Source organism: Serratia sp. CY76391 (assembly GCF_052166695.1).
Lineage (GTDB): Bacteria > Pseudomonadota > Gammaproteobacteria > Enterobacterales > Enterobacteriaceae > Serratia > Serratia nematodiphila.
Genome location: NZ_JBJNOJ010000008.1, coordinates 1 through 20,191, shown reverse-complemented (window position 1 = coordinate 20,191; position 20,191 = coordinate 1). Strand labels below are relative to the sequence as shown.

Genomic DNA, 20,191 nt, shown 5'->3' with positions numbered 1-20,191 from the left:
TAACATCCGCTTCGTTCTGCAACCTGTAATCTCGAGATGTCTACACTGATAACGCTAAAAAATATCTCCGTCGCCTTCGGCAGCCGCAAGGTGCTGTCGAACATTTCCCTCAGCCTGCAACCCGGCCGTATTCTCACGCTGCTTGGCCCGAACGGCGCGGGCAAATCCACACTGGTACGCGTGGTGCTGGGATTGGTCAAACCAACCGCCGGCACGCTGGAGCGTGAACCCGATCTGCGCATCGGTTACGTGCCGCAAAAGCTGCACCTCGACGCCACCCTGCCGCTGACCGTCAGCCGCTTTATGCGTCTCAAGCCCGGCGTAAAGAAAGCCGACATTCTGCCGGCGCTCAAGCGCGTGCACGCCGCCCATCTGCTCGACCAGCCGATGCAGAAGCTCTCCGGCGGTGAAAATCAGCGCGTACTGCTGGCGCGAGCGCTGCTGAATAAACCGCAGTTGCTGGTGCTGGACGAACCCACGCAAGGGGTGGACGTCAACGGTCAACTGGCGCTGTACGACCTGATCGATCAGCTGCGCAAGGAGCTGGGGTGCGCCGTGCTGATGGTCTCGCACGATCTGCATCTGGTGATGGCGAAAACCGACGAGGTGTTGTGCCTCAATCAGCACATCTGCTGCTCCGGCGCGCCGGAGGTGGTCTCGATGCATCCCGAATTCATCGCCATGTTCGGCAACCGCGGCGCAGAGCAGCTGGCGGTGTATCGCCACCATCACAACCACCGCCACGACCTGCAGGGAAGAATTGTCTTGAAGAAAACCGGGAGCCGCGAAGCATGATCGAATTGTTACTTCCCGGCTGGCTGGCCGGGGTGTTGCTGGCTAGCGCCGCCGGGCCGCTGGGCTCCTTTGTGGTTTGGCGCCGCATGTCCTACTTCGGTGATACCCTGGCGCACGCCTCGCTGCTCGGCGTCGCCTTTGGTCTGCTGCTGGACATCAATCCTTTCTATGCGGTGATCGCCATTACGCTGCTGCTGGCCCTGGCCCTGGTGTGGCTGGAACGCCGCCCGCAGCTTTCGGTAGATACCCTGCTCGGCATTCTGGCCCACAGCGCCCTGTCGCTGGGTCTGGTGGTGGTGGCGTTGATGTCCAACGTGCGGGTCGATCTGATGGCCTACCTGTTCGGCGATCTGCTGTCGGTCACGCTGAGCGACATCGTGATGATCGCCGGCGGCGTCGCCGTGGTGCTGTTGGTGCTGTGGTGGCAATGGCGCGATCTGCTGTCGATGACCATCAGCCCGGAGCTGGCGCACGTCGACGGCGTCAATTTGGCGCGGGCGCGTACCGTGCTGATGCTGGTCACCGCGTTGACCATCGGCCTGGCGATGAAATTCGTCGGCGCGCTGATCATCACCTCGCTGCTGATCATTCCGGCGGCCACCGCTCGCCGCTTCGCGCGCACGCCGGAGCAGATGGCGGGTGTCGCGGTACTGCTCGGCATGGTGGCGGTTACCGGCGGCCTGGCCTTCTCGGCATTTTACGATACGCCGGCCGGCCCTTCGGTGGTGCTCTGCGCTGCCGTGCTGTTCACGCTGAGCCTGTTCAAAAAACAACAGGCTTGATTAAAGCCGGGATATGACAAGGGCCGCATCTGCGGCCCTTTCTTATTGGCGGATTAAAAATTTACTCTTCGCGTTCGAGACCAAAGTGCCGGTAGGCGTGCTGCGTCGCCAGACGGCCGCGCGGCGTGCGCTGGATAAAGCCCTGCTGGATCAGAAACGGTTCAATCACGTCTTCGATGGTTTCGCGCTCTTCACCGATCGCCGCCGCCAGGTTATCCAACCCGACCGGGCCACCGGTAAACTTGTCGATAATCGCCAACAGCAGTTTGCGATCCATATAGTCGAAGCCTTCGGCATCGACGTTGAGCATATCAAGCGCCTGCGCCGCCACTGAACCGCTGATCACGCCGTTGGCGCGCACTTCAGCAAAATCGCGCACCCGGCGCAACAGGCGGTTGGCGATACGCGGCGTGCCGCGCGCGCGGCGGGCCACTTCATGGGCACCCTCGTCGGACAGCTCCAGCCCCAGGCACCCGGCGCTGCGCGAGACGATGTGCTGCAGATCCGCCACCTGATAAAACTCCAGCCGCTGGACAATGCCGAAGCGATCGCGCAGCGGCGAGGTCAGCGAACCGGCGCGGGTGGTGGCTCCCACCAAGGTAAACGGCGGCAGATCGAGCTTAATCGAACGCGCCGCCGGCCCTTCGCCGATCATGATATCCAACTGGTAGTCTTCCATCGCCGGATACAATACTTCTTCCACCACCGGTGACAAACGGTGAATTTCGTCGATGAACAACACGTCGTGCGGTTCGAGGTTGGTCAGCATCGCCGCCAAATCGCCCGCCTTCTCCAGCACCGGGCCGGAAGTGGTGCGCAAATTTACGCCCATTTCGTTGGCCACGATGTTGGCCAGGGTGGTTTTCCCCAGCCCCGGCGGGCCGAAGATCAATAAATGGTCGAGCGCGTCGCCGCGCTGCTTGGCCGCCTGAATGAAGATCTCCATCTGCTCGCGCACGTGCGGCTGGCCGACGTATTCAGTCAGCAGCTTGGGACGAATGGCGCGATCGAGGATCTCCTCTTCGTTGATCGGTTCGGCGGAAATCAGGCGATCGGCTTCAATCATTATCTACCCCTTTTCGGCCTTACAGGGCGGCGCGCAGCGCGTCGCGGATCAGGGTTTCGCAGTCGGCGCCCGGCTTGGCAATCTTGCTGACCATGCGGCTGGCTTCCTGCGGCTTATAGCCCAGCGCCACCAGCGCCGAGACAGCTTCGGCTTCTGCGTCCGCTTCCGGCGTTTTGTCGGCGGCGGCCGGCAGGCTGATCTCGCTGCTGTTGTTGAACAGATCGCCGTTCAGCCCTTTGAAGCGGTCTTTCATCTCGACCACCAGGCGCTCGGCGGTTTTTTTGCCCACGCCCGGCAGCTTGACCAGTGCGGTGATCTCTTCGCGCTCCACCGCGCTGACGAACTGCTGCGCGGACATGCCCGACAGGATGGCGAGCGCCAGTTTCGGCCCGACGCCGTTGACCTTAATCAGCTCGCGGAACAGCGCGCGCTCCTGCTTGTCGTTGAAACCGTACAGCAGCTGCGCGTCTTCACGCACCACGAAGTGGGTAAACACGATGGCCTCTTGCCCCAGGTCCGGCAGCTCGTAAAAGCAGGTCATCGGCATGTGCACTTCATAACCCACGCCGTTCGCCTCCAGTAACACCAGCGGCGGCTGCTTTTCCAGAATATTTCCTCTGAGACGACCTATCATTTACCCTCCTGCAGAATTACCGGGCATGGCGCCCTGCCATGCCGTTGCTGGTAAAGCTTATAACATAAAAAAGGCTGGATGAATATCCAGCCTGAGCAATCATCGTTTTGCGTCAGCGCAAACGCCCGCGCGCCAGGTTCAGCCGCCCTTCGCTCATTCGCAGCACGTTCTGGCTGAGGTGGCAGTGGGTGATGGCGATGGCCAGGGCATCCGCGGCATCCGCCTGCGGGTTGGCCGAGAGTTTGAGCAGCGAGCGCACCATGTGCTGTACCTGCGCCTTTTCGGCCGCGCCGGTGCCGACCACGGTTTGTTTGACCTGCCGCGCCGCATACTCGAACACTTCCAGGTTCTGATTAACCGCCGCCACGATCGCGACGCCGCGCGCCTGGCCGAGCTTGAGCGCCGAATCCGGGTTCTTGGCCATAAACACCTGTTCGATGGCGAAGAAATCGGGCTGAAACTGGGTGATGATCTCGCTGACGCCGGCGTAAATCAGCTTCAGCCGCGTCGGCATGTCGTCCACCACCGTGCGGATGCAGCCGCTGGCGATATAGCTCAACTGGCGCCCCTGCTGGCGGATAAGGCCATAGCCGGTGACGCGCGAGCCGGGATCGATACCGAGTATGATCGCCATATCTACATCCACCTTGCATGCACGGCGCCGCCGAACGGCGGCGCCCGTTTTACCGAATTACAGCGTCGCCGCCACTTCGTCGGAGATTTCACCGTTATGGTAAACTTCCTGCACGTCGTCGCAGTCTTCCAGCATATCGATCAGGCGCAACAGCTTAGGTGCGGTTTCCGCGTCCATGTCGGCCTTGGTCGATGGGATCATCGACACTTCCGCCGCTTCGGCTTCGAAGCCCGCCGCGGTCAGCGCGTCTTTCACCGCGCCCAGGCTTTCCCAGGCGGTGAACACGTCGATGGCGCCATCGTCATAGGTCACGATGTCTTCCGCACCGGCTTCCAACGCTGCTTCCATTACGCTGTCTTCATCCAGGCCCGGTGCGAAGGTGATCACGCCCTTCTTGGTGAACAGATAAGCCACGGAACCGTCGGTGCCGAGGTTGCCGCCGCATTTGGTGAAGGCGTGACGCACTTCCGCCACGGTGCGGTTGCGGTTGTCGCTCAGGCATTCGATCATGACGGCGGTGCCGCCAGGGCCGTAGCCTTCATAGATGATGGTTTCCATATTGGTATCATCATCGCCGCCCACGCCACGCGCGATCGCACGGTTCATGGTGTCGCGCGTCATGTTGTTCGACAGCGCCTTGTCCATCGCCGCGCGCAGACGCGGGTTGGAATCCGGATCGCCGCCGCCCAGCTTCGCGGCGGTGACCAGCTCACGAATAATCTTGGTGAAAATTTTACCGCGCTTGGCGTCCTGCGCCGCTTTACGGTGCTTTGTGTTGGCCCACTTACTATGACCTGCCATAAAAAATCTCCGAAAAAAACTACTGGACTGAATTGATCACGAACTCTTCAATCGCCTGCTGATTGCTCCACGACTTGGTCAACTTCACGGCATCGGCCGCCTCAAGCCATTGGTAAGCGTGATGCTCGGTAATCACCGGATCGCGCTCCTCGGGCAACGCCAGACAGAACCAATGCTCTTTATTGCGCGTGGTTCCCGGCGCATAGCGATGTCGCAAATGGACAAAGAGTTCAAACTCCACGCAGCGCTGGCAATCGAACAACGGCAGGTGCTCTGCTTCGATATCGATGCCCACTTCTTCCATGACCTCACGCCGCGCGGCATGCGGCGGCGACTCATCCTGTTCCAGGCTGCCGGTGACCGACTGCCAGAACTCGGTATCGTCGCGCCGCTGTAACATCAGCACCCGACCACTGGATTTCGCGTAAATCACTACCAGGATAGATTCAGGGCGCTTGTAACTCATCACTCGCTCTCTTGTTCCGCACCGGCTTTCTTTACCACGCTGATCGCCAGCTCCTGCAGCGCCGCCGGGTTGGCGAAGCTCGGTGCGTCGGTCATCAGACAGGCCGCCGCGGTGGTTTTCGGGAAGGCGATAACGTCGCGGATGTTGTCGGTGCCGGTCAGCAGCATCACCAAACGGTCCAGGCCGAAGGCCAGGCCGGCGTGCGGCGGCGTGCCGTACTTCAGCGCGTCCAGCAGGAAGCCGAACTTCTCGCGCTGTTCGTGTTCGTCGATGCCCAGAATGTTGAATACCGTCTGCTGCATTTCGCTGCGGTGAATACGCACCGAACCGCCGCCCACTTCGTAACCGTTGATCACCATGTCATAAGCGTTGGCGATGGCGTTGACCGGCGCGGCGGCCAGCTCTTCCGGGCTCATGTCGCGCGGCGATGTGAACGGGTGGTGCATCGCCGCCAGGCCGCCCTCTTCGTCTTCTTCGAACATCGGGAAGTCAACCACCCACAGCGGCGCCCAGCTGTCGAGTTGGGTCAGCCCCAGATCGCGCCCCAGCTTCAGGCGCAGCGCGCCCATCGCATCGGTGACAATCTTGAAGCTGTCGGCGCCGAAGAACAGGATGTCGCCGGTCTGCGCGTCGGTGCGCGCCAGGACGGCTTCCAGCACTTCCGCGCTGAGGAATTTGGCGATCGGGCTCTGCACGCCTTCCATGCCGGCGGCGCGGTCGTTGACCTTCAGCCACGCCAGGCCTTTGGCGCCGTAGATGTTGACGAAAGCGCCGTACTCGTCGATCTGCTTGCGGGTCAGCAGTGCGCCGCCCGGTACGCGGATCGCCGCCACGCGGCCTTTGGCGTCGTTGGCCGGGCCGGAGAACACTTTGAACTCGACGTCCTTGACCAGGTCGGCCACGTCCACCAGCTCCAGCGGGTTACGCAGGTCCGGCTTGTCGGAACCAAAGCGACGCATCGCTTCGGCGAAGGTCATGACCGGGAAATCGCCCAGATCCACGCCCTTCACGTCCAGCCACAGTTCGCGCGCCAGCTTCTCCATCACTTCACGCACCTGCTCGGCGGTCATGAAAGAGGTTTCGACGTCGATCTGGGTGAATTCTGGCTGACGGTCCGCACGCAGGTCTTCGTCACGGAAGCATTTGACGATCTGGTAGTAACGATCGAAGCCGGACATCATCAGCAGCTGTTTAAACAGCTGCGGAGACTGCGGCAGCGCGTAGAATTTGCCCTTGTGCACGCGGCTCGGCACCAGGTAATCGCGGGCGCCTTCCGGCGTCGCCTTGGTCAGCATCGGCGTTTCGATGTCGAGGAAACCGTGGCTGTCCATAAAGCGGCGTACGAAGCTGGTGATTTTGGCGCGAGTCTTCAGACGCTCGGCCATTTCCGGGCGGCGCAGATCCAGGTAGCGATATTTCAGGCGCGCTTCTTCGCTGTTGACCTGGTTGGAGTCCAGCGGCAGCGGCTCGGAGCGGTTGATGATCTCGAGCGCGTGAGCGAACACTTCCACTTCGCCGGTGGCCATATCTTTATTGATCTGGCTGTCCGGACGCGCACGCACGGTGCCGACGATCTGGATGCAGAACTCATTGCGCAGGTCATAGGCCTTGTCGAACGCCACTTTCTCGTCCGGATCGAAGAACACCTGCACGATGCCTTCGCGGTCGCGCATATCAATAAAGATCAGGCCGCCCAGATCGCGACGACGATTGACCCAACCACACAGAGTGACTTCCTGGCCCACGTGGGACAGATTCAACTGCCCGCAATATTCAGTACGCATACGCTATCCTTTTACACAGCCGATGCCGCGCCGGGCTACTGCGCCCCTGTCGCGCGGCTGTTATCTGATAAATTCTACTTGTTGCCCGGTTTAAAATCCGTCGCATACCAGCCGGTGCCCTTAAGCTGGAAACCGGAAGATGAGATCAACTTGGTCAACGCGGGCTGCCCACACGCCGGGCAGTCTGCCAGCGGCGCATCGGAAAATTTTTGCAATTTCTCTAACCGATGGTTGCAAGCACCACATGCATATTCATAAATCGGCATAGGTCGTTGGATTAAAGAGTGTTGAAAAAAGGGAGTCATTATAAAGGAAATTCATCCGCCCGATAAGTGCGAACACAGCATTGTTACTGCACTAAATGGCGCGTTTTTGTCCGAATCAACACATCGATTAACAAATTTCCCATTAACCTGCGACAGTTTTTTCACGTAGCCTGATTCTCCCCCGGTTCTGCGCCGTATGTTGTTCGCCCGGCGCGCCGAACAGTTTTTATCCACTTCGCAACGAGATGAAATCCATGTTGAAACTTGACGCCCAAACCACCGCTCTGGTGCTGATCGATTTGCAAAACGGCATTCTGCCTTACGCCGGCGGCCCGCACAGCGCCGGCCAGGTGGTGGCGAACGCCGCCCTGCTGGCCGCCCGTTTTCGTCTGCTGGGCGCGCCGGTGCTGTTGGTGCGCGTCGGTTGGTCAGACTCCTTCGCCGAAGCGCTGAAACAACCGGTGGACAAGCCGGCTCCCGCGCCCGCCGGCGGCTTGCCGGCCAGCTGGTGGGAATTCCCAGCGGCGCTGGCGGTCAATGACAGCGACATTCTGATCACCAAGCGCCAATGGGGCGCCTTCTACGGCACCGACCTGGATTTGCAGCTGCGCCGCCGCGGCATCAAGTCCGTGGTGTTGGGCGGCATTTCCACCAATATCGGCGTGGAGTCCACCGCCCGCGCCGCCTGGGAGCACGGCTATGAACTGGTGATCGCCGAAGACGTCTGCAGTGCGCAGAACGCGGAAATGCACCGCTTCGCGTTCGAGCACATTTTCCCGCGTCTGGCGCGGGTGCGCGACACCGGCGAAATTCTTGCCGCGCTCGAGCGGTAACGTTAAGTTGTAGGCTGATGATCTCAGTAAAGGAAGACGACGCCGTGATCTACATCGGACTGCCGCAGTGGCAACATTCAGCCTGGAACCGTATCGGGCTGCGTGATTTGGCGGATTACAGCCGCTACTTCAACTGCGTGGAAGGCAACACTACCTTCTACGCGCTGCCGAAGCTGGAAATCGTGCAGCGCTGGCGCGACATGACCGGCGACGATTTTCGCTTCTGCTTCAAATTCCCGTCGGACATCAGCCATAAGGCCGCCCTGCGCAACTGCGCCGCCGAGCTACAGGCGTTTTACCACTGCCTGAGCCCGGTGCATCAGCGCATCGGCCAGTTGTGGCTGCAGTTGCCCGCCGCCTTCGGCCCCGATGAGCTGCCGCGCATGTGGCAGTTCTTCGAAAGCCTGCCGCAGGAATTCGCTTACGGTGTAGAAGTGCGCCATCCGGCGTTTTTCGCCAAGGGCGAGGAAGAGCGCGCGTTGAATCAGGGGTTACACCAGCGCGGCATCAATCGGGTGATCCTCGACAGCCGCCCGGTGCATCACGCCGCCCCCAATACCGCCGCCGTGCGCGATGCCCAGCAGAAAAAACCGAAGCTGCCGGTACACGCGCTGGTCACCGCCGACCAACCGTTGGTGCGCTTTATCGGCGGTGACCAACTGGCCGATAACCTGCGCTGGTTCGAAGCCTGGCAACAAAAACTGCCGCTGTGGCAGCAACAGCATCAGCCCTATCTGTTTATTCATACGCCGGACAACGGCGATTCGCCCCAGCAGGCGCAAAAAATTTGGCAGCAGTTGCGCCTGGCAATCCCTGATTTGCCTGCGCCGCCAGACTGGCCAGAACAAGATGCACTGTTTTGACCTATTAATCTGACCAATAACATCAAATATTTCCCCGCGACAGTGAATACAATGACGGCTATGATGCTGGCTGCCAGTTTTGGTTAGGGAACGGAGTTAAAAATGGTAAGCGCGCTTTATGTGGTGCTCGGCGCATTGTTGTTGATCAAACTCTCTTATGACGTAGTCAGGTTAAGGATGCAGTACCGCGTAGCCTACGGCGACGGCGGTTTCTACGAATTGCAGACCGCCATACGCGTGCATGGCAACGCCGTTGAATACATTCCTATCGCTGCCGTATTGCTGGTGATCATGGAAATGAACGGCGCGGAAATCTGGATGATTCACCTCTGCGGCCTGATGCTGATGGCCGGGCGGTTGGTGCATTACTACGGTTTGCGCAACCGCGAGGTTCGCTGGCGCCGTTCAGGCATGGCCGCGACCTATATCTCTTTGTTGTTGATGGTTCTGGCAAATATCTTCTATCTGCCTTGGGATCTGATTTTCAGCCTGCACTGATCCCGTTTTATCATCAGGCGGCCGCGCCGCCTGCTTCCGCTCCGCTTTTTTGCGCTTTTCTGTTAGACTACGCAGCTTCGAATTCTGAACTGATTTGCCGCTATGCCAAACCGCGATACTCTTTTCTCCGCCCCCATCGCCAAACTGGGCGACTGGACCTTCGACGAACGCGTCGCCGAAGTGTTCCCCGACATGATCCAACGCTCCGTTCCCGGCTATTCCAACATCATCTCGATGATCGGCATGCTGGCCGAACGTTTTGTGCAACCCGACAGCCGGGTGTATGACCTCGGCTGCTCGCTGGGCGCGGCGACGCTGTCAATGAGGCGGAATATCAAGGTGCCCGGCTGCAATATCATCGCCGTCGACAATTCGCCGGCGATGGTGGAACGTTGCCGCCGCCATATTGACGCCTTCCGCGCCGACACGCCGGTTGATGTCATCGAAGCCGACATTCGCGACATCGACATCGAAGACGCCTCGATGGTGGTACTGAACTTTACGCTGCAGTTCCTCGAGCCGGCCGATCGCCTGCGCCTGCTGGAGAAAATCTATCGTGGCCTGCGCCCGGGCGGCGCGCTGGTGCTGTCGGAAAAATTCAGCTTTGAAGACGCCGAAGTCGGCGAGCTGCTGTTCAACATGCACCACGATTTCAAACGCGCCAACGGATACAGCGAGCTGGAGATCAGCCAAAAACGCAGCATGCTGGAAAACGTGATGCTGACCGATTCGGTGGAGGCGCACAAGGCGCGTCTGCAACAGGCCGGATTCGAACATGCCGAAGTGTGGTTCCAGTGCTTTAACTTCGGCTCGCTGATCGCCCTGAAAGCGGGGGATGCGCAATGATCGAATTCGGTGATTTCTATCAGCGCATTGCCAAGAGCCCCCTCAGCCACTGGCTGGATACGCTGCCCGCGCAGCTGAGCGCCTGGCAACGCGAATCGCTGCACGGCAAATTCAAGCAGTGGTTCAACTCGGTGGAGCATTTGCCGACGCTGACCCCCACCCGTCTCGATCTGCTGCACGGCGTGTGCGCTGAGATGGAGCCTGGCCTGTCGCCGGGCCAGCGTGAAGGCGTCGAGAAAATGCTGCGCACCCTGATGCCGTGGCGTAAAGGGCCGTTCTCGCTGTATGGCATCGATATCGATACCGAATGGCATTCCGACTGGAAGTGGGATCGCGTGCTGCCGCACATCTCCCCGCTGGCCGGCCGTACTATTCTCGACGTCGGCTGCGGCAGCGGTTATCACCTGTGGCGCATGATCGGTGCCGGCGCACACCTCGCCGTAGGCATCGATCCGATGCAGCTGTTCCTGTGCCAGTTCGAAGCGGTGCGCAAGCTGTTGGGCGGCGATCAGCGCGCCCATCTGCTGCCGCTCGGCATCGAGCAATTGCCGGATTTGGCGGCATTCGACACCGTGTTCTCAATGGGGGTGCTGTATCACCGCCGCTCGCCGCTCGATCATCTGTATCAGTTGAAAAATCAGCTGGTAGCTGAAGGCGAACTGGTGCTGGAAACGCTGGTGGTGGAAGGCGATCGCCATCAGGTGCTGGTGCCGGGCGACCGTTATGCGCAGATGCGCAACGTGTATTTCATCCCTTCCGCCGAAGCGCTGAAATGCTGGCTGGAGAAATGCGGCTTCGTTGACGTGAAAATCGCCGATATGTGCGTCACCAGCCTCGAAGAACAGCGCCGTACAGACTGGATGACCAGCGAGTCGCTGGCTGAATTCCTCGACCCGAACGACCGCAGCAAAACGGTTGAAGGCTATCCTGCGCCGCTGCGCGCCGTGTTGACCGCCAAAAAGCCCTAGCGCTTGCTAATCGGGCCGGCCTGCGCCGGCCTCCACTTACCCGTTGCCGGCATCGACAATCCGCAGCTCATACACCATCGTCGCGTTCGGCGGGATCTGCGGCGCATAGCCCGTTTCACCGTACGCCAACGCCGGCGGCACCACCATCGTCAGCGAACCGTGATTTTTCAGATGGCCGATCGCCTCGCGGAACAACGGCGGATAGGCGGAGAGCGGCTGTGACATCACCTTTCCACTGCGATCCATATCCTGGATCACGCTGCCGTCGGTTAAGCTCTCTTTCACCACGATATCCACCCGCGCGTTTTCCGCAATGGTTTCATCCCCCATATAATCGATGCGATACCAGAAGCCGGAAGGCGATTTCTGCGTGCCCTTCTTCTTTTTGAACTCGGCAACGAACGCTTCGCCTTTGCTGGTTTGCGTTTTCGCCGCCTGGCTTCTGGCGTCGTTCACCGCTTTTTCCGACTCCGCCAATGCGCTGGCCAGCTGCGCATCGCTCAACTGGTAATGGCCGTTGAAGGTATCAATTACGCCTGCCAGCAGCACAGTTTTATCGGGTGTGATGCCCCAATTTTTACGCTCCGCCAGCATCGTTTGAATGTCGCGCCCCAGGGCGACGCCGGCAGCATAGCTCTGTTGCTCCGGCTTTTTCTTCAGCGTTTTCACCTCCGGCAACCATTTGGCCCGCGATCTCAGCCCGCTCAGTTCGTCTTGCAAAGCTTGCTGAGCCTGATGGGCGGCAGCCAGCTCCGCCGCCTTTTTATCCGCCCGTTGCGTCGCCTCATCCCTCTTCTGCGCTGCCTGCGCGCTTTCCGCCGTCACCGCCGCCAGACGTTGTTCCAGCGTTTTGGCCTGCACGGTTTGCGTTTTGTTTTTTTCCTGCAGTTGCGCCAACTGCCGCTGCAGTTCCTCCGTCGCTTTGGCGGCTTCTATCGCCTGCTTTGCCAGCGCCGCCTTCAGGCTGTTCTCTTGCTGCTCGGCCTGCTGGCGTTGGCCATCACGCTCTTTTTGCAGCGCTGCCAGTTGCTGCTGAAGTTCCCCCGTCGCTTTGGCGGTCTCGGTCTTTTGCTGCTCCAGCGCCATCTTCAGGTTTTTCTCCTGTTGTTCGGCCTGTTGGCGTTGGACACCCTGTTCTTTCTGCAGTTGTGCCAGCTGCCGCTGCAGTTCCCCCGTCAACTTGGCGGCTTCGGCCTGTTGCTGCGCCAGCGCCGTCTTCAGGTTTTTCTCTTGTTGCCCCGCCTGCTGTCGTTGGACACCCTGTTCTTTCTGCAGTTGTGCCAGCTGCCGCTGCAGTTCCCCTGTCAACTTGGCGGCTTCGGCCTTCTGTCGTTCCAGCTCAGCGGCGGCTGCTTTTTTGTCCTGCTCATAACGCTGACGCGCTTTATCGTTGGCGGTTTGCGCCGCCGCCAGCTTCTCCTCCCAAACCTGCTGCTGAACGTTTTCCGCCGGTTTAGGCAAGGCCGCCAGCCGTTGTTCCAGCAAGGCAATGCGCCGATCTCGCTCCGCGGTTTGTTGCTTTTGCCGCGCTAACGCGGCTTGCGCTTCGGCGATCTGCGCCTGAGCCTTGCGCTCCTGCGGCGTCAGATTCAGCGCCTGTCGCACGCCGCTGGCGAAGTCGCTCAAGGCGCTCAGATCGGGAGCAGGTGCCGGTTTATCGGCAGCCGTCAGGGATGACGCAACGCGCAGCGCGGTCAGCTCCTGCTGCAGTGATTGAATAGCGGCTTGCTGTTGTTCCAATTGAGTCTCTTTCTCACGCAGCGCCTTTTGCAACTGCGTCAGTTGCTTTCTCTGCGCAGCCGTTTCACGAATCTGAACCTGCCGGGACGCCGGCTTTTGGGTTTCCTGGGATGGGGTAACCACGGTATCAGCCGCCGGTGCGTCCTGCCGCTGATAACGCTCGGCAAACTGCAATAACGCCGGCACATCGTCATCCGCCGCGGCCACCGCCGGCGCAAACGCCAGCGGTATCATCAGGCTCAGTAATGCCTTTCTTGCACGAGGGGTCATTGGGCGCGTTCTCCGCGCTCAGCCAGGCCGGTCATCATGGCAGAACTGATGTCTGCGCAGAGACGGCTGGTGCGATAACGATACAGCGCGTCGACGGTTTCCTGCGTGCCCGTATTGACCCGCTGACGTACCCCGGCATACTGCGCTGCGCCGCTCATCAAGGTATCGAACTCGCGTTTGAATTTCTGATATTTCTCGTTATCCATGCCGCGCATGGCATCCAGTTCGCGCTGGCACTGTTGCATGCGCTCGGCCTCACGCTGCCGCTTATCTTGCTCCGCAACTTCTTCTGCGCTGGGCGGCTTACTCAATGTAGAAACGGGCCGCTTGGCGGTCTGGCAGCCGGTCAGGGCCAACGTCAGTAAAAGCGCCGCGATCCAACAGTGTGCCGTTCGGGTCATTATCATTATCTCCTTGTTAAATCCGCCGCCAACGCGCTCTGTAGTCGAGCTGACGGCTCTCCTCATTGATGCTGTGATGTTCCGGCCATCAGCCAAGCTGTGTTCGGACATGAAAATGCAGACGCGGCATTGAGAGGCATGGCGCCAATCATTTACTGCATCAATACATATCAAAAAATCATTTAATATTATGATATTTAAAGGATTTTAACTCACAAACTTATCAGTAGGACATGACGATCGCAAGAAGAGATGTGGGGGGTCGACCGAGATACCGCGTTGAAACGGACGAATGGTCTTTACAAAACATAAAAAAAGCCCCGGCAAAACGCCGGTTCACGATGGAAACACACCATAAAAACACAACGTAAAATCAATAAATTACAAAACAAACTGTTTTTATGAACAGTATTTTATGGTGCATTTTTTATTTATTTGGGTTAAATTTTCCCGCTCAGTACCCCACCCAGCCCCCCAAGGGGTGCCATGTAATAGGAGTTGGCATGGCCTTTTATACCGTTGAAAAGAGGATGCGAGCGGATGGCACTCCCCGCTATAGATGTACTGTAGGGGTAAAGCAATCTGGCAAGTACGTATACCGGGAAAATAAGACCTTCGGCAAGCTCTCGCAGGCTAAGTCGTGGGGGATGGGTAGGGTCGCCCATATCGAAGCCAATGGCACTCCTAATGATGAACGGTCTACTCACATTACCTTGGCGCACTTGATCCATAAATATACCAGTCATCCCAATATAAAATATGGGCGCTCTAAAGCAGATGTGCTCAAACTTCTATCCCGTTCGGAAATATCATCCCGCTCAATCACTGAGCTCACTGCCGCGGTCTTTATCGAGCACTGCGAACAACGACGCAGCAACGGCGCAGGGCCAGCGACAGTAGCTCAGGATTTGGCTTATCTCGGCTCAGTTCTCAAAGCTGCTAAGCCGATATTTAACATAGATGTAGATCTGCAGGCCTACGAGCTGGCAAGGAAAAACCTCTCACAGATGCGTGTAGTTGGCCCTTCTCAAAAAAGAAGCCGCCGCCCAACTCGCATCGAAACTGAGCTACTCCTTTCTGGCCTTAAAGCCAAGGAGCCCGGGTCATACAATAAGACCCCTTTCGCAGATATATTTCTTTTTTCTATATTGACCTGTATGCGTATCGGAGAGGTTTGCAAGATCACATGGGACGATGTGAATGAAAAGCAAAAATCGGTTTTGGTTAGAGACAGGAAAGACCCGCGGAAGAAAATAGGCAATCACATGTCCGTTCCGCTACTTGGTGATGCATGGGTTATCCTTCACCGCCAGCCGAAAAACGATGCTCGCGTGTTTCCCTTTAACAGCAGGAGCGTTACTCAGACTTACCGACAGGTTAGAGACGGGCTTGGCATTGATGACCTTCGCTATCACGATTTACGTCGTGAAGGGGCTAGCAGGCTTTTTGAGGCGGGATTTAGTATTGAAGAAGTGGCTCAGGTCACAGGGCATCGCTCGCTGAATCTGCTTTGGCAGGTGTACACCGAGCTCTACCCGAAATCGCTGCATGACAAATTTGAGCAGTTGAATAAATCGAAGTTGACCGAAGAATAACATGGCTGTACAAATAACCAGTAAATACCTAGCGGACTCAAATTATGAAATCTCAAGACGAAATTATCGGCATGCGGCAGCTGACCAACTTTCAGGCAGACCATAGCGCCTTTGGCGGTTTCGTTCTGCTGCGTTCATCCTTCGTGGATACGATGTCATATGTGTGCGCTGAAAAGTCCACCTCCTTTGCCGATCAGGATGTGATGATTCGGCTGGACGTTGCCAAGGCGCTGATCCGCGAGCTGCAGAAGCGCGTCGATTACATCGAAGCCGGCATCGAAAACAACGCCGTGCACCTGGTTGATTAAACAAAGACTGCGGGTGATATCGGTCACCACCATCCCGCCAGCGTAACTATTTGATAATCTCGCCAAAGATCAGCAATAACTATCCATTTTACGCCAGGCGGTCAGCACCATCAAAGATGCTGCCCCTGCCGATGTTCAACCTAACTGAACACTACGAGGCCGGGGCTGGGACGGCAAATGTTAGGCGGAGTCGACGTTCGGAACCCCAAGCTCCGCTATGTTTCATTCCAACATGGCTACTATTGTGGCTCACGCTGCAACATCAAAATAATCAACGTCAATACACAAGGAAGCGTATACATCATAGCCCCCATTTGCGTTGCAAGCGGATTTTCTTTAGCTTGCCACGCCATAAACCAATCCCCCGCAACTACCATAAAACCAATACCCCAGACCAAAATAGCGAATGAAGCACCCAGCATAACCCAGGCTTTGCCTTTGGCGAAGTCATGGTAGGAATTGCGAAAATTTTTCAACATTACCAACACCCCGATAGTGGCAAATATTCCCGCAAGTGTTTCCATGGTCGTAATTACAGCCATTCCAACAAACGGCGCCCAACTGATGTTTATGGCTCGCCACATTTGTCCTGAGACGTTATAGGTATCCTGCATTGATAACAAAGGAGCCACTGCATGCTGTGCCGTATCGGAAAAATCCGTGGTGTTATTCATGAAGCTAAAAATGCCCCAAAGGGCTGGGAACAGAGACATAACCAAGCAAATGAAGCGAGATATCTTTATTTCGTTCATAAAAAAAACCAAAATTGGCGAGTGGAGATGGAAGAGCCACCTGGTGGCCCCTTACCCGTTGAAGTCAACATGCAATTACAGGGAGCTCATCTATGTCAATCCGCACTAGCTACGGTGCGGGAGCTACTCATGATAAATTGTCGACAGCGTCACGATTAACGGCTTTTGCCACCAACGATCGCTCGCGACGATTGATTCCGGCAAATCGATCTACCATATCAAATTGGACGCCCATTAATCGCCGTAGCGAGGATGTCCATCTCGCGGGAGTATGGCTCTGTAATTTAAAAAATCGATAAACATCGCCCAGGAGCGCATGATTTATCAGGCGGTTATAATCGACAAAGTTTGAAGTTAACGGAGTTCACCGAGCTTTATCGATTATTTTCGCCCCATGGATACCCCATAACCGCCACAATCATCTTACCGTGCTACATAGGCAATCATCACCACACCGAAGCATTCCTCCCCCCCCTATTGACGTCAATCAAGCCCCGTTTATATATTCCCTCCGTTCGTCCACCAGCGAACACGGCGCGGCCATTTCCCTCCAGGATTTTCAGGCCGCGCCACCCAATGGCAGCCAAGGCCAAAATTATTGTCCGCTCCGCAGGCGTTCACTTTAGGGGCTTTGGTTGCCACCCAATGGCGGCACACGCATGATGAACCCTTTGGCAGTCCGAAGATTCAGTGAAAACATGCAGTGTGCCGCAACCCTACCGTTGACAATCAAATTCTCCCTTTTTTAACGTTCAGTTGCTCGAGCGCACCCGAGCACGGCGCGCCACAGACCTCCCTGTAGCAAGTGGCGCGCCACCCAATGGCTTCTCATTTCAACCAGAAGGGCGAGGGTTATCTTTCATCATCTTTACCGACGTGCGGATACCCACGCATTGAAATGAGCGGCCCCCCCAAATAATGATGACCTTCAGCTTAACCAGCTAACGGGCGTTGGCACATTTCGTGAGCCGAAAGCTGACGCCATCGCAATCACTGTATCGCTCCTGGCTTGGTTCATGATCGGCGGGTATACAATGGCAGCGAGGCGATGGGCTGTACTCTCTGCTAATGCGCTCAGTTAGAGACAAGGATAAGACTGGTTTAATCCAGTGAATAATGCGCTTGGGTTACAAACATATAATTAATGGAATAAGACATGAAAACAGGTTTTTATGCTGCTTATCACAGCAAAGACAAAGGTAGGCATAAATCGTCGTTAGGGTTGCAGGATTTCATTCAAACATTGATGGATGGGAATAACTTCTTAAGCATGGGGAATAATTATCTATTTATTCATGAAATTGATGAAAAAACGTTCCTCTTTACGAAGACAAACGATAAGAGTCTAGTCCAGAAGATAAACAAATCTAATGCATCAATTGAAGATATAAAAAGTAGTCTTGCAGAAGATGAATCTTTGGGGTTTCCATCTTTCATTTTCATTGATGGGGATGTTGTTGGTTTCGCCAGAACAATCTACGGACCAACAACCTCTGATCTTACTGATTTTTTGATGGGAAGGGGAATGCTAGCCGATGGCGATACGAGGCTTCATTTCGAGCCATTGATGCAAGGCACGACGAAAGATGATGTTATGAAGATGCATTTTATCGGCAGAACAACCGTTAAAGTTGAAGCAAATTCGTTCGCTTTTGGTGATATACTAAAAACGCTTGGTGCCAAGGATATTGAGAGTGAGCTTTTCGATTCTCTTGAAATTGTAATCAAGCCAAAATTCAAGAGAAACATCAAAGAGTTGACAAAAGAAATCGTATCAAATCCCAACCCTCAGTATTCAGATGTAAGCTTGAGGGCAAGGGATGAGGCGGGAGACATACTCGCAGATCATTACCTTTCTGAAAAGGGTCATCTATCGGCATCACTGGACAAAGTAACTAACGCAGAAATTGCGGAAGAGATTGCCTATTGTTTCATTAGAATGAAACCCGCTATACTTGAGAGTTTCAATAGGCAAGTTGGCAAGCTTAAGGATTAACCAAAGGGGTTATCATGCGGAACAAGGTAATGCCTGGAATCTATATTGTCGTCATTCCGTATGTGCTTGTTATTGCTAGCCACTTCGCGTTTAGTCACTTTATCCCTGGAGTGTCATTCTCAGCACATAGAGACGGCTTGGGCGCTGCTTTGGCTTCATATTCTGGGACGATGATTGCCATCCTCATAGCCGCCATGACATTCCTTATTGGCAGTCAGACCAGGCGATTAGATAAAATCAGAGAATATGGATACATGACCTCTGTTGTTATCGTATACGCACTTAGCTTTGTTGAACTTGGCATACTGTTTTTTTCAGGGATACTTCTAATCTCCAGCATGAATGGTTACATGCTACCCACTATAGCAATCACCGTAGCTGCAGCATCATTCATCCATATTTGCGTATTAGTATTCCAGTTATATAACCTGACTCATGATTAACCCAGTCATTGCGCTGGGTTTTCTTTACTAGTTACACCTTGAAACCACTTACACAATTGACATCCTAACTTCCCCGTCCGTAGATTCGCCCTGCTCTTCAAGGGAGTAACGGTGCGGCATCGCTTTGTGATGGTTTGTCGATGTCGCACCACCCAATCAATGGTGATGCTCGGTTTAACTTTTCCCAAGGCTTGGGTGGTTGTGTTTCACTGCCGGGCATCACCACCAAACAATGGGAGTGCCGTGAGTGGGATATCAGGCCCCGAACACCCTCGCGGTTCACTGCCACCCAAAAAAGGCAGCTCCAGATGCAGGGAAGCAGCAGAAATGAAGGCTGGGGCTGCCATCCCCACACATAAATGCATAGTTATGGTTTGGGATGTTCTTGTATACATGTGGATGATATGTTGCCTAGTTTTCTTTTTAGCAGCACTAAGCGCATGGATTGCAGATTACATAAAGTGGGACGATGACGACAAAAAGTAACCTCATCACCACTTTGCCGCATACATCACCACCGCCAATACCACGCCCTCCTGATTTCATGGCAATGCATAAATAATCACCGCAATAGCCCCCCCACCGAAGCAATCAACATAGAAATAGCAACGCTGGCTGCCAAAATAAAACGTGCCATGTTCGCACCTTTCTCGCTCATCTTTCCAATTATGTGTAACAATCACCACCACCTTATTGATTGACACCCCGCCCCAGTCGTGCATATTTTTGGGTAAATTTTAAAGCATCATTTATGGACTGGAAATGAAAATGCACGAAAAAATAATGATTCTCACAGCGCTGGCATTGCTCAACTTATCGATTTTCTCGTTTTACAAACATTTTCAACAGAAAATTAAAAGGCGAATTATTGTCAAGCGCCGAAAGAAGTAATATATGGAAAAAGGAGTTTTCCTGCATGATTTGGAAAGTAATTCTCTTCTTCTGGCTAGGTTTTAATGTTGTTTTTATTATTGCAATTTGCATTGGCTACCACCGTTCAGTTCGCAAGCTCAATAAGTAGTCACTGTATTTCTGATACAAAGCATCTTGCTGCATATAAAACAAGAATATACAGCGACATATTTCCTTCATGAGCGACGCATGAATTCCCCGACCATTTACTATCATCAGTTCAGGTGAAATTCGCTTTTAACTCATCGATGAAATCCTGCTGTATCAGTATTGCAGAAAAAAGGAAAAGCCGACCGCTGCAATCAGTTTGGAGCATTTTCGAGTACAAAACACACCTTATGGCAGACTATCACTTATCAATGGAATTACTCTGCTGTATCCGGCCACACCGGATTATCGACATCAACCCGGCTCAATTCCACGCTGTAGCGCTCCCAGGCGTCCAGCTTGGCCTTTTCTGCGTCCGTGGCCATGTCGAGTTTCACGGCGCGTTCAAGTGGCCTTATCACGTCTTCCGCTTCGCTCAGTAACCGCGATT

At 55.6% G+C, this 20,191-nt stretch carries 22 protein-coding genes; 11 read left to right on the top strand and 11 right to left on the bottom strand.

Going from position 1 to position 20,191, the window contains the following annotated elements; genetic code table 11:
- Positions 1 to 36 precede the first annotated feature (36 nt).
- Together znuC and znuB are read left to right on the top strand one after the other, a co-directional pair.
- Positions 37 to 795, top strand: coding sequence for a zinc ABC transporter ATP-binding protein ZnuC (gene znuC, locus ACJ8PN_RS15370; RefSeq protein WP_004932357.1), 759 nt, complete (start codon positions 37 to 39; stop codon positions 793 to 795).
- Entirely contained in the window at positions 792 to 1,577 is a 786-nt protein-coding gene (znuB, locus tag ACJ8PN_RS15365) for a zinc ABC transporter permease subunit ZnuB (protein ID WP_015378131.1), read from the top strand. Before znuC ends, znuB begins: the two co-directional genes overlap by 4 nt.
- Before the next feature lie 61 nt (positions 1,578 to 1,638).
- On the opposite strand, the gene ruvB is transcribed toward znuB, so the two are convergent.
- The 7 genes from ruvB to ACJ8PN_RS15330 all read right to left on the bottom strand — a co-directional run bounded on the left by ruvB (position 1,639) and on the right by ACJ8PN_RS15330 (position 7,228).
- A complete protein-coding gene (ruvB, locus tag ACJ8PN_RS15360; protein WP_004932364.1) occupies positions 1,639 to 2,643 on the bottom strand; it encodes a Holliday junction branch migration DNA helicase RuvB in 1,005 nt (334 codons plus the stop codon).
- 19 nt (positions 2,644 to 2,662) lie between these two features.
- The gene (gene ruvA, locus ACJ8PN_RS15355) at positions 2,663 to 3,277 is read right to left on the bottom strand and encodes a Holliday junction branch migration protein RuvA (RefSeq protein WP_171454180.1); all 615 of its coding nucleotides are present in this window, start codon (positions 3,275 to 3,277) and stop codon (positions 2,663 to 2,665) included.
- Positions 3,278 to 3,389: 112 nt separating this feature from the next.
- Entirely contained in the window at positions 3,390 to 3,911 is a 522-nt protein-coding gene (ruvC, locus tag ACJ8PN_RS15350; RefSeq protein WP_004932367.1) for a crossover junction endodeoxyribonuclease RuvC, read from the bottom strand.
- 57 nt (positions 3,912 to 3,968) lie between these two features.
- The gene (locus tag ACJ8PN_RS15345; RefSeq protein ID WP_442535050.1) at positions 3,969 to 4,712 is read right to left on the bottom strand and encodes a YebC/PmpR family DNA-binding transcriptional regulator; all 744 of its coding nucleotides are present in this window, start codon (positions 4,710 to 4,712) and stop codon (positions 3,969 to 3,971) included.
- 19 nt (positions 4,713 to 4,731) lie between these two features.
- Positions 4,732 to 5,178, bottom strand: coding sequence for a dihydroneopterin triphosphate diphosphatase (nudB, locus tag ACJ8PN_RS15340; protein WP_171454181.1), 447 nt, complete (start codon positions 5,176 to 5,178; stop codon positions 4,732 to 4,734).
- The gene (gene aspS / locus ACJ8PN_RS15335) at positions 5,178 to 6,962 is read right to left on the bottom strand and encodes an aspartate--tRNA ligase (protein WP_442535049.1); all 1,785 of its coding nucleotides are present in this window, start codon (positions 6,960 to 6,962) and stop codon (positions 5,178 to 5,180) included. The genes nudB and aspS overlap by 1 nt, the downstream gene beginning before the upstream one ends.
- A 74-nt stretch (positions 6,963 to 7,036) precedes the next feature.
- Positions 7,037 to 7,228, bottom strand: a complete 192-nt coding sequence (locus ACJ8PN_RS15330; protein ID WP_033632845.1) for an FmdB family zinc ribbon protein — start codon at positions 7,226 to 7,228, stop codon at positions 7,037 to 7,039.
- Between the two features lie 254 nt (positions 7,229 to 7,482).
- On the opposite strand from ACJ8PN_RS15330, the gene ACJ8PN_RS15325 reads away from it, so the two are divergent.
- The 5 genes from ACJ8PN_RS15325 to cmoB all read left to right on the top strand — a co-directional run bounded on the left by ACJ8PN_RS15325 (position 7,483) and on the right by cmoB (position 11,236).
- On the top strand, positions 7,483 to 8,061 hold the full coding sequence (locus ACJ8PN_RS15325) for a hydrolase (RefSeq protein ID WP_171454183.1): 579 nt from the start codon (positions 7,483 to 7,485) through the stop codon (positions 8,059 to 8,061).
- A 47-nt stretch (positions 8,062 to 8,108) separates the two neighbouring features.
- Positions 8,109 to 8,924, top strand: a complete 816-nt coding sequence (locus ACJ8PN_RS15320) for a DUF72 domain-containing protein (RefSeq protein WP_442535112.1) — start codon at positions 8,109 to 8,111, stop codon at positions 8,922 to 8,924.
- 102 nt (positions 8,925 to 9,026) lie between these two features.
- Positions 9,027 to 9,422 (top strand): MAPEG family protein, encoded by a 396-nt coding sequence (locus tag ACJ8PN_RS15315; RefSeq protein WP_004932387.1) that lies wholly within the window; start codon positions 9,027 to 9,029, stop codon positions 9,420 to 9,422.
- 102 nt (positions 9,423 to 9,524) lie between these two features.
- Positions 9,525 to 10,268, top strand: coding sequence for a carboxy-S-adenosyl-L-methionine synthase CmoA (gene cmoA / locus ACJ8PN_RS15310; protein ID WP_033632842.1), 744 nt, complete (start codon positions 9,525 to 9,527; stop codon positions 10,266 to 10,268).
- A complete protein-coding gene (cmoB, locus tag ACJ8PN_RS15305; RefSeq protein WP_351105971.1) occupies positions 10,265 to 11,236 on the top strand; it encodes a tRNA 5-methoxyuridine(34)/uridine 5-oxyacetic acid(34) synthase CmoB in 972 nt (323 codons plus the stop codon). The genes cmoA and cmoB overlap by 4 nt, the downstream gene beginning before the upstream one ends.
- 36 nt (positions 11,237 to 11,272) lie before the next feature.
- Here cmoB and ACJ8PN_RS15300 read toward each other — a convergent pair whose 3' ends face one another.
- Together ACJ8PN_RS15300 and ACJ8PN_RS15295 are read right to left on the bottom strand one after the other, a co-directional pair.
- Positions 11,273 to 13,246 carry an FKBP-type peptidyl-prolyl cis-trans isomerase N-terminal domain-containing protein gene (locus ACJ8PN_RS15300; protein ID WP_442535048.1) on the bottom strand — a complete coding sequence of 658 codons (1,974 nt, stop codon included), beginning with the start codon at positions 13,244 to 13,246 and terminating at the stop codon, positions 11,273 to 11,275.
- A complete protein-coding gene (locus ACJ8PN_RS15295) occupies positions 13,243 to 13,647 on the bottom strand; it encodes a hypothetical protein (protein ID WP_049240302.1) in 405 nt (134 codons plus the stop codon). The genes ACJ8PN_RS15300 and ACJ8PN_RS15295 overlap by 4 nt, the downstream gene beginning before the upstream one ends.
- A 503-nt stretch (positions 13,648 to 14,150) precedes the next feature.
- On the opposite strand from ACJ8PN_RS15295, the gene ACJ8PN_RS15290 reads away from it, so the two are divergent.
- Together ACJ8PN_RS15290 and ACJ8PN_RS15285 are read left to right on the top strand one after the other, a co-directional pair.
- Positions 14,151 to 15,242 (top strand): tyrosine-type recombinase/integrase, encoded by a 1,092-nt coding sequence (locus tag ACJ8PN_RS15290; protein ID WP_442535047.1) that lies wholly within the window; start codon positions 14,151 to 14,153, stop codon positions 15,240 to 15,242.
- 44 nt (positions 15,243 to 15,286) lie between these two features.
- On the top strand, positions 15,287 to 15,550 hold the full coding sequence (locus tag ACJ8PN_RS15285; protein ID WP_442535046.1) for a hypothetical protein: 264 nt from the start codon (positions 15,287 to 15,289) through the stop codon (positions 15,548 to 15,550).
- A gap of 239 nt (positions 15,551 to 15,789) precedes the next feature.
- Here ACJ8PN_RS15285 and ACJ8PN_RS15280 read toward each other — a convergent pair whose 3' ends face one another.
- A complete protein-coding gene (locus tag ACJ8PN_RS15280; RefSeq protein WP_442535045.1) occupies positions 15,790 to 16,302 on the bottom strand; it encodes a DUF2165 family protein in 513 nt (170 codons plus the stop codon).
- Between the two features lie 1,156 nt (positions 16,303 to 17,458).
- Here ACJ8PN_RS15280 and ACJ8PN_RS15275 point away from each other — a divergent pair.
- Complete coding sequence (locus tag ACJ8PN_RS15275; RefSeq protein ID WP_442535044.1) at positions 17,459 to 18,298, top strand: protein rexA; 840 nt, start codon at positions 17,459 to 17,461, stop codon at positions 18,296 to 18,298.
- Positions 18,299 to 18,312: 14 nt separating this feature from the next.
- Complete coding sequence (locus ACJ8PN_RS15270; RefSeq protein ID WP_442535043.1) at positions 18,313 to 18,741, top strand: hypothetical protein; 429 nt, start codon at positions 18,313 to 18,315, stop codon at positions 18,739 to 18,741.
- A gap of 1,277 nt (positions 18,742 to 20,018) precedes the next feature.
- On the opposite strand, the gene ACJ8PN_RS15265 is transcribed toward ACJ8PN_RS15270, so the two are convergent.
- The coding region (locus ACJ8PN_RS15265) for a tail fiber assembly protein (protein WP_442535111.1) at positions 20,019 to 20,191 on the bottom strand (173 nt) is incomplete at its 5' end.

Coding starts and splice junctions, on each gene's coding strand:
- znuC (WP_004932357.1), top strand. CDS start 37: ATGTCTACACTGATAACGCTAAAAAATATCTCCGTCGCCTTCGGCAGC.
- znuB (WP_015378131.1), top strand. CDS start 792: ATGATCGAATTGTTACTTCCCGGCTGGCTGGCCGGGGTGTTGCTGGCT.
- ruvB (WP_004932364.1), bottom strand. CDS start 2,643: ATGATTGAAGCCGATCGCCTGATTTCCGCCGAACCGATCAACGAAGAG.
- ruvA (WP_171454180.1), bottom strand. CDS start 3,277: ATGATAGGTCGTCTCAGAGGAAATATTCTGGAAAAGCAGCCGCCGCTG.
- ruvC (WP_004932367.1), bottom strand. CDS start 3,911: ATGGCGATCATACTCGGTATCGATCCCGGCTCGCGCGTCACCGGCTAT.
- ACJ8PN_RS15345 (WP_442535050.1), bottom strand. CDS start 4,712: ATGGCAGGTCATAGTAAGTGGGCCAACACAAAGCACCGTAAAGCGGCG.
- nudB (WP_171454181.1), bottom strand. CDS start 5,178: ATGAGTTACAAGCGCCCTGAATCTATCCTGGTAGTGATTTACGCGAAA.
- aspS (WP_442535049.1), bottom strand. CDS start 6,962: ATGCGTACTGAATATTGCGGGCAGTTGAATCTGTCCCACGTGGGCCAG.
- ACJ8PN_RS15330 (WP_033632845.1), bottom strand. CDS start 7,228: ATGCCGATTTATGAATATGCATGTGGTGCTTGCAACCATCGGTTAGAG.
- ACJ8PN_RS15325 (WP_171454183.1), top strand. CDS start 7,483: ATGTTGAAACTTGACGCCCAAACCACCGCTCTGGTGCTGATCGATTTG.
- ACJ8PN_RS15315 (WP_004932387.1), top strand. CDS start 9,027: ATGGTAAGCGCGCTTTATGTGGTGCTCGGCGCATTGTTGTTGATCAAA.
- cmoA (WP_033632842.1), top strand. CDS start 9,525: ATGCCAAACCGCGATACTCTTTTCTCCGCCCCCATCGCCAAACTGGGC.
- cmoB (WP_351105971.1), top strand. CDS start 10,265: ATGATCGAATTCGGTGATTTCTATCAGCGCATTGCCAAGAGCCCCCTC.
- ACJ8PN_RS15300 (WP_442535048.1), bottom strand. CDS start 13,246: ATGACCCCTCGTGCAAGAAAGGCATTACTGAGCCTGATGATACCGCTG.
- ACJ8PN_RS15295 (WP_049240302.1), bottom strand. CDS start 13,647: ATGACCCGAACGGCACACTGTTGGATCGCGGCGCTTTTACTGACGTTG.
- ACJ8PN_RS15290 (WP_442535047.1), top strand. CDS start 14,151: ATGGCCTTTTATACCGTTGAAAAGAGGATGCGAGCGGATGGCACTCCC.
- ACJ8PN_RS15285 (WP_442535046.1), top strand. CDS start 15,287: ATGAAATCTCAAGACGAAATTATCGGCATGCGGCAGCTGACCAACTTT.
- ACJ8PN_RS15280 (WP_442535045.1), bottom strand. CDS start 16,302: ATGAACGAAATAAAGATATCTCGCTTCATTTGCTTGGTTATGTCTCTG.
- ACJ8PN_RS15275 (WP_442535044.1), top strand. CDS start 17,459: ATGAAAACAGGTTTTTATGCTGCTTATCACAGCAAAGACAAAGGTAGG.
- ACJ8PN_RS15270 (WP_442535043.1), top strand. CDS start 18,313: ATGCGGAACAAGGTAATGCCTGGAATCTATATTGTCGTCATTCCGTAT.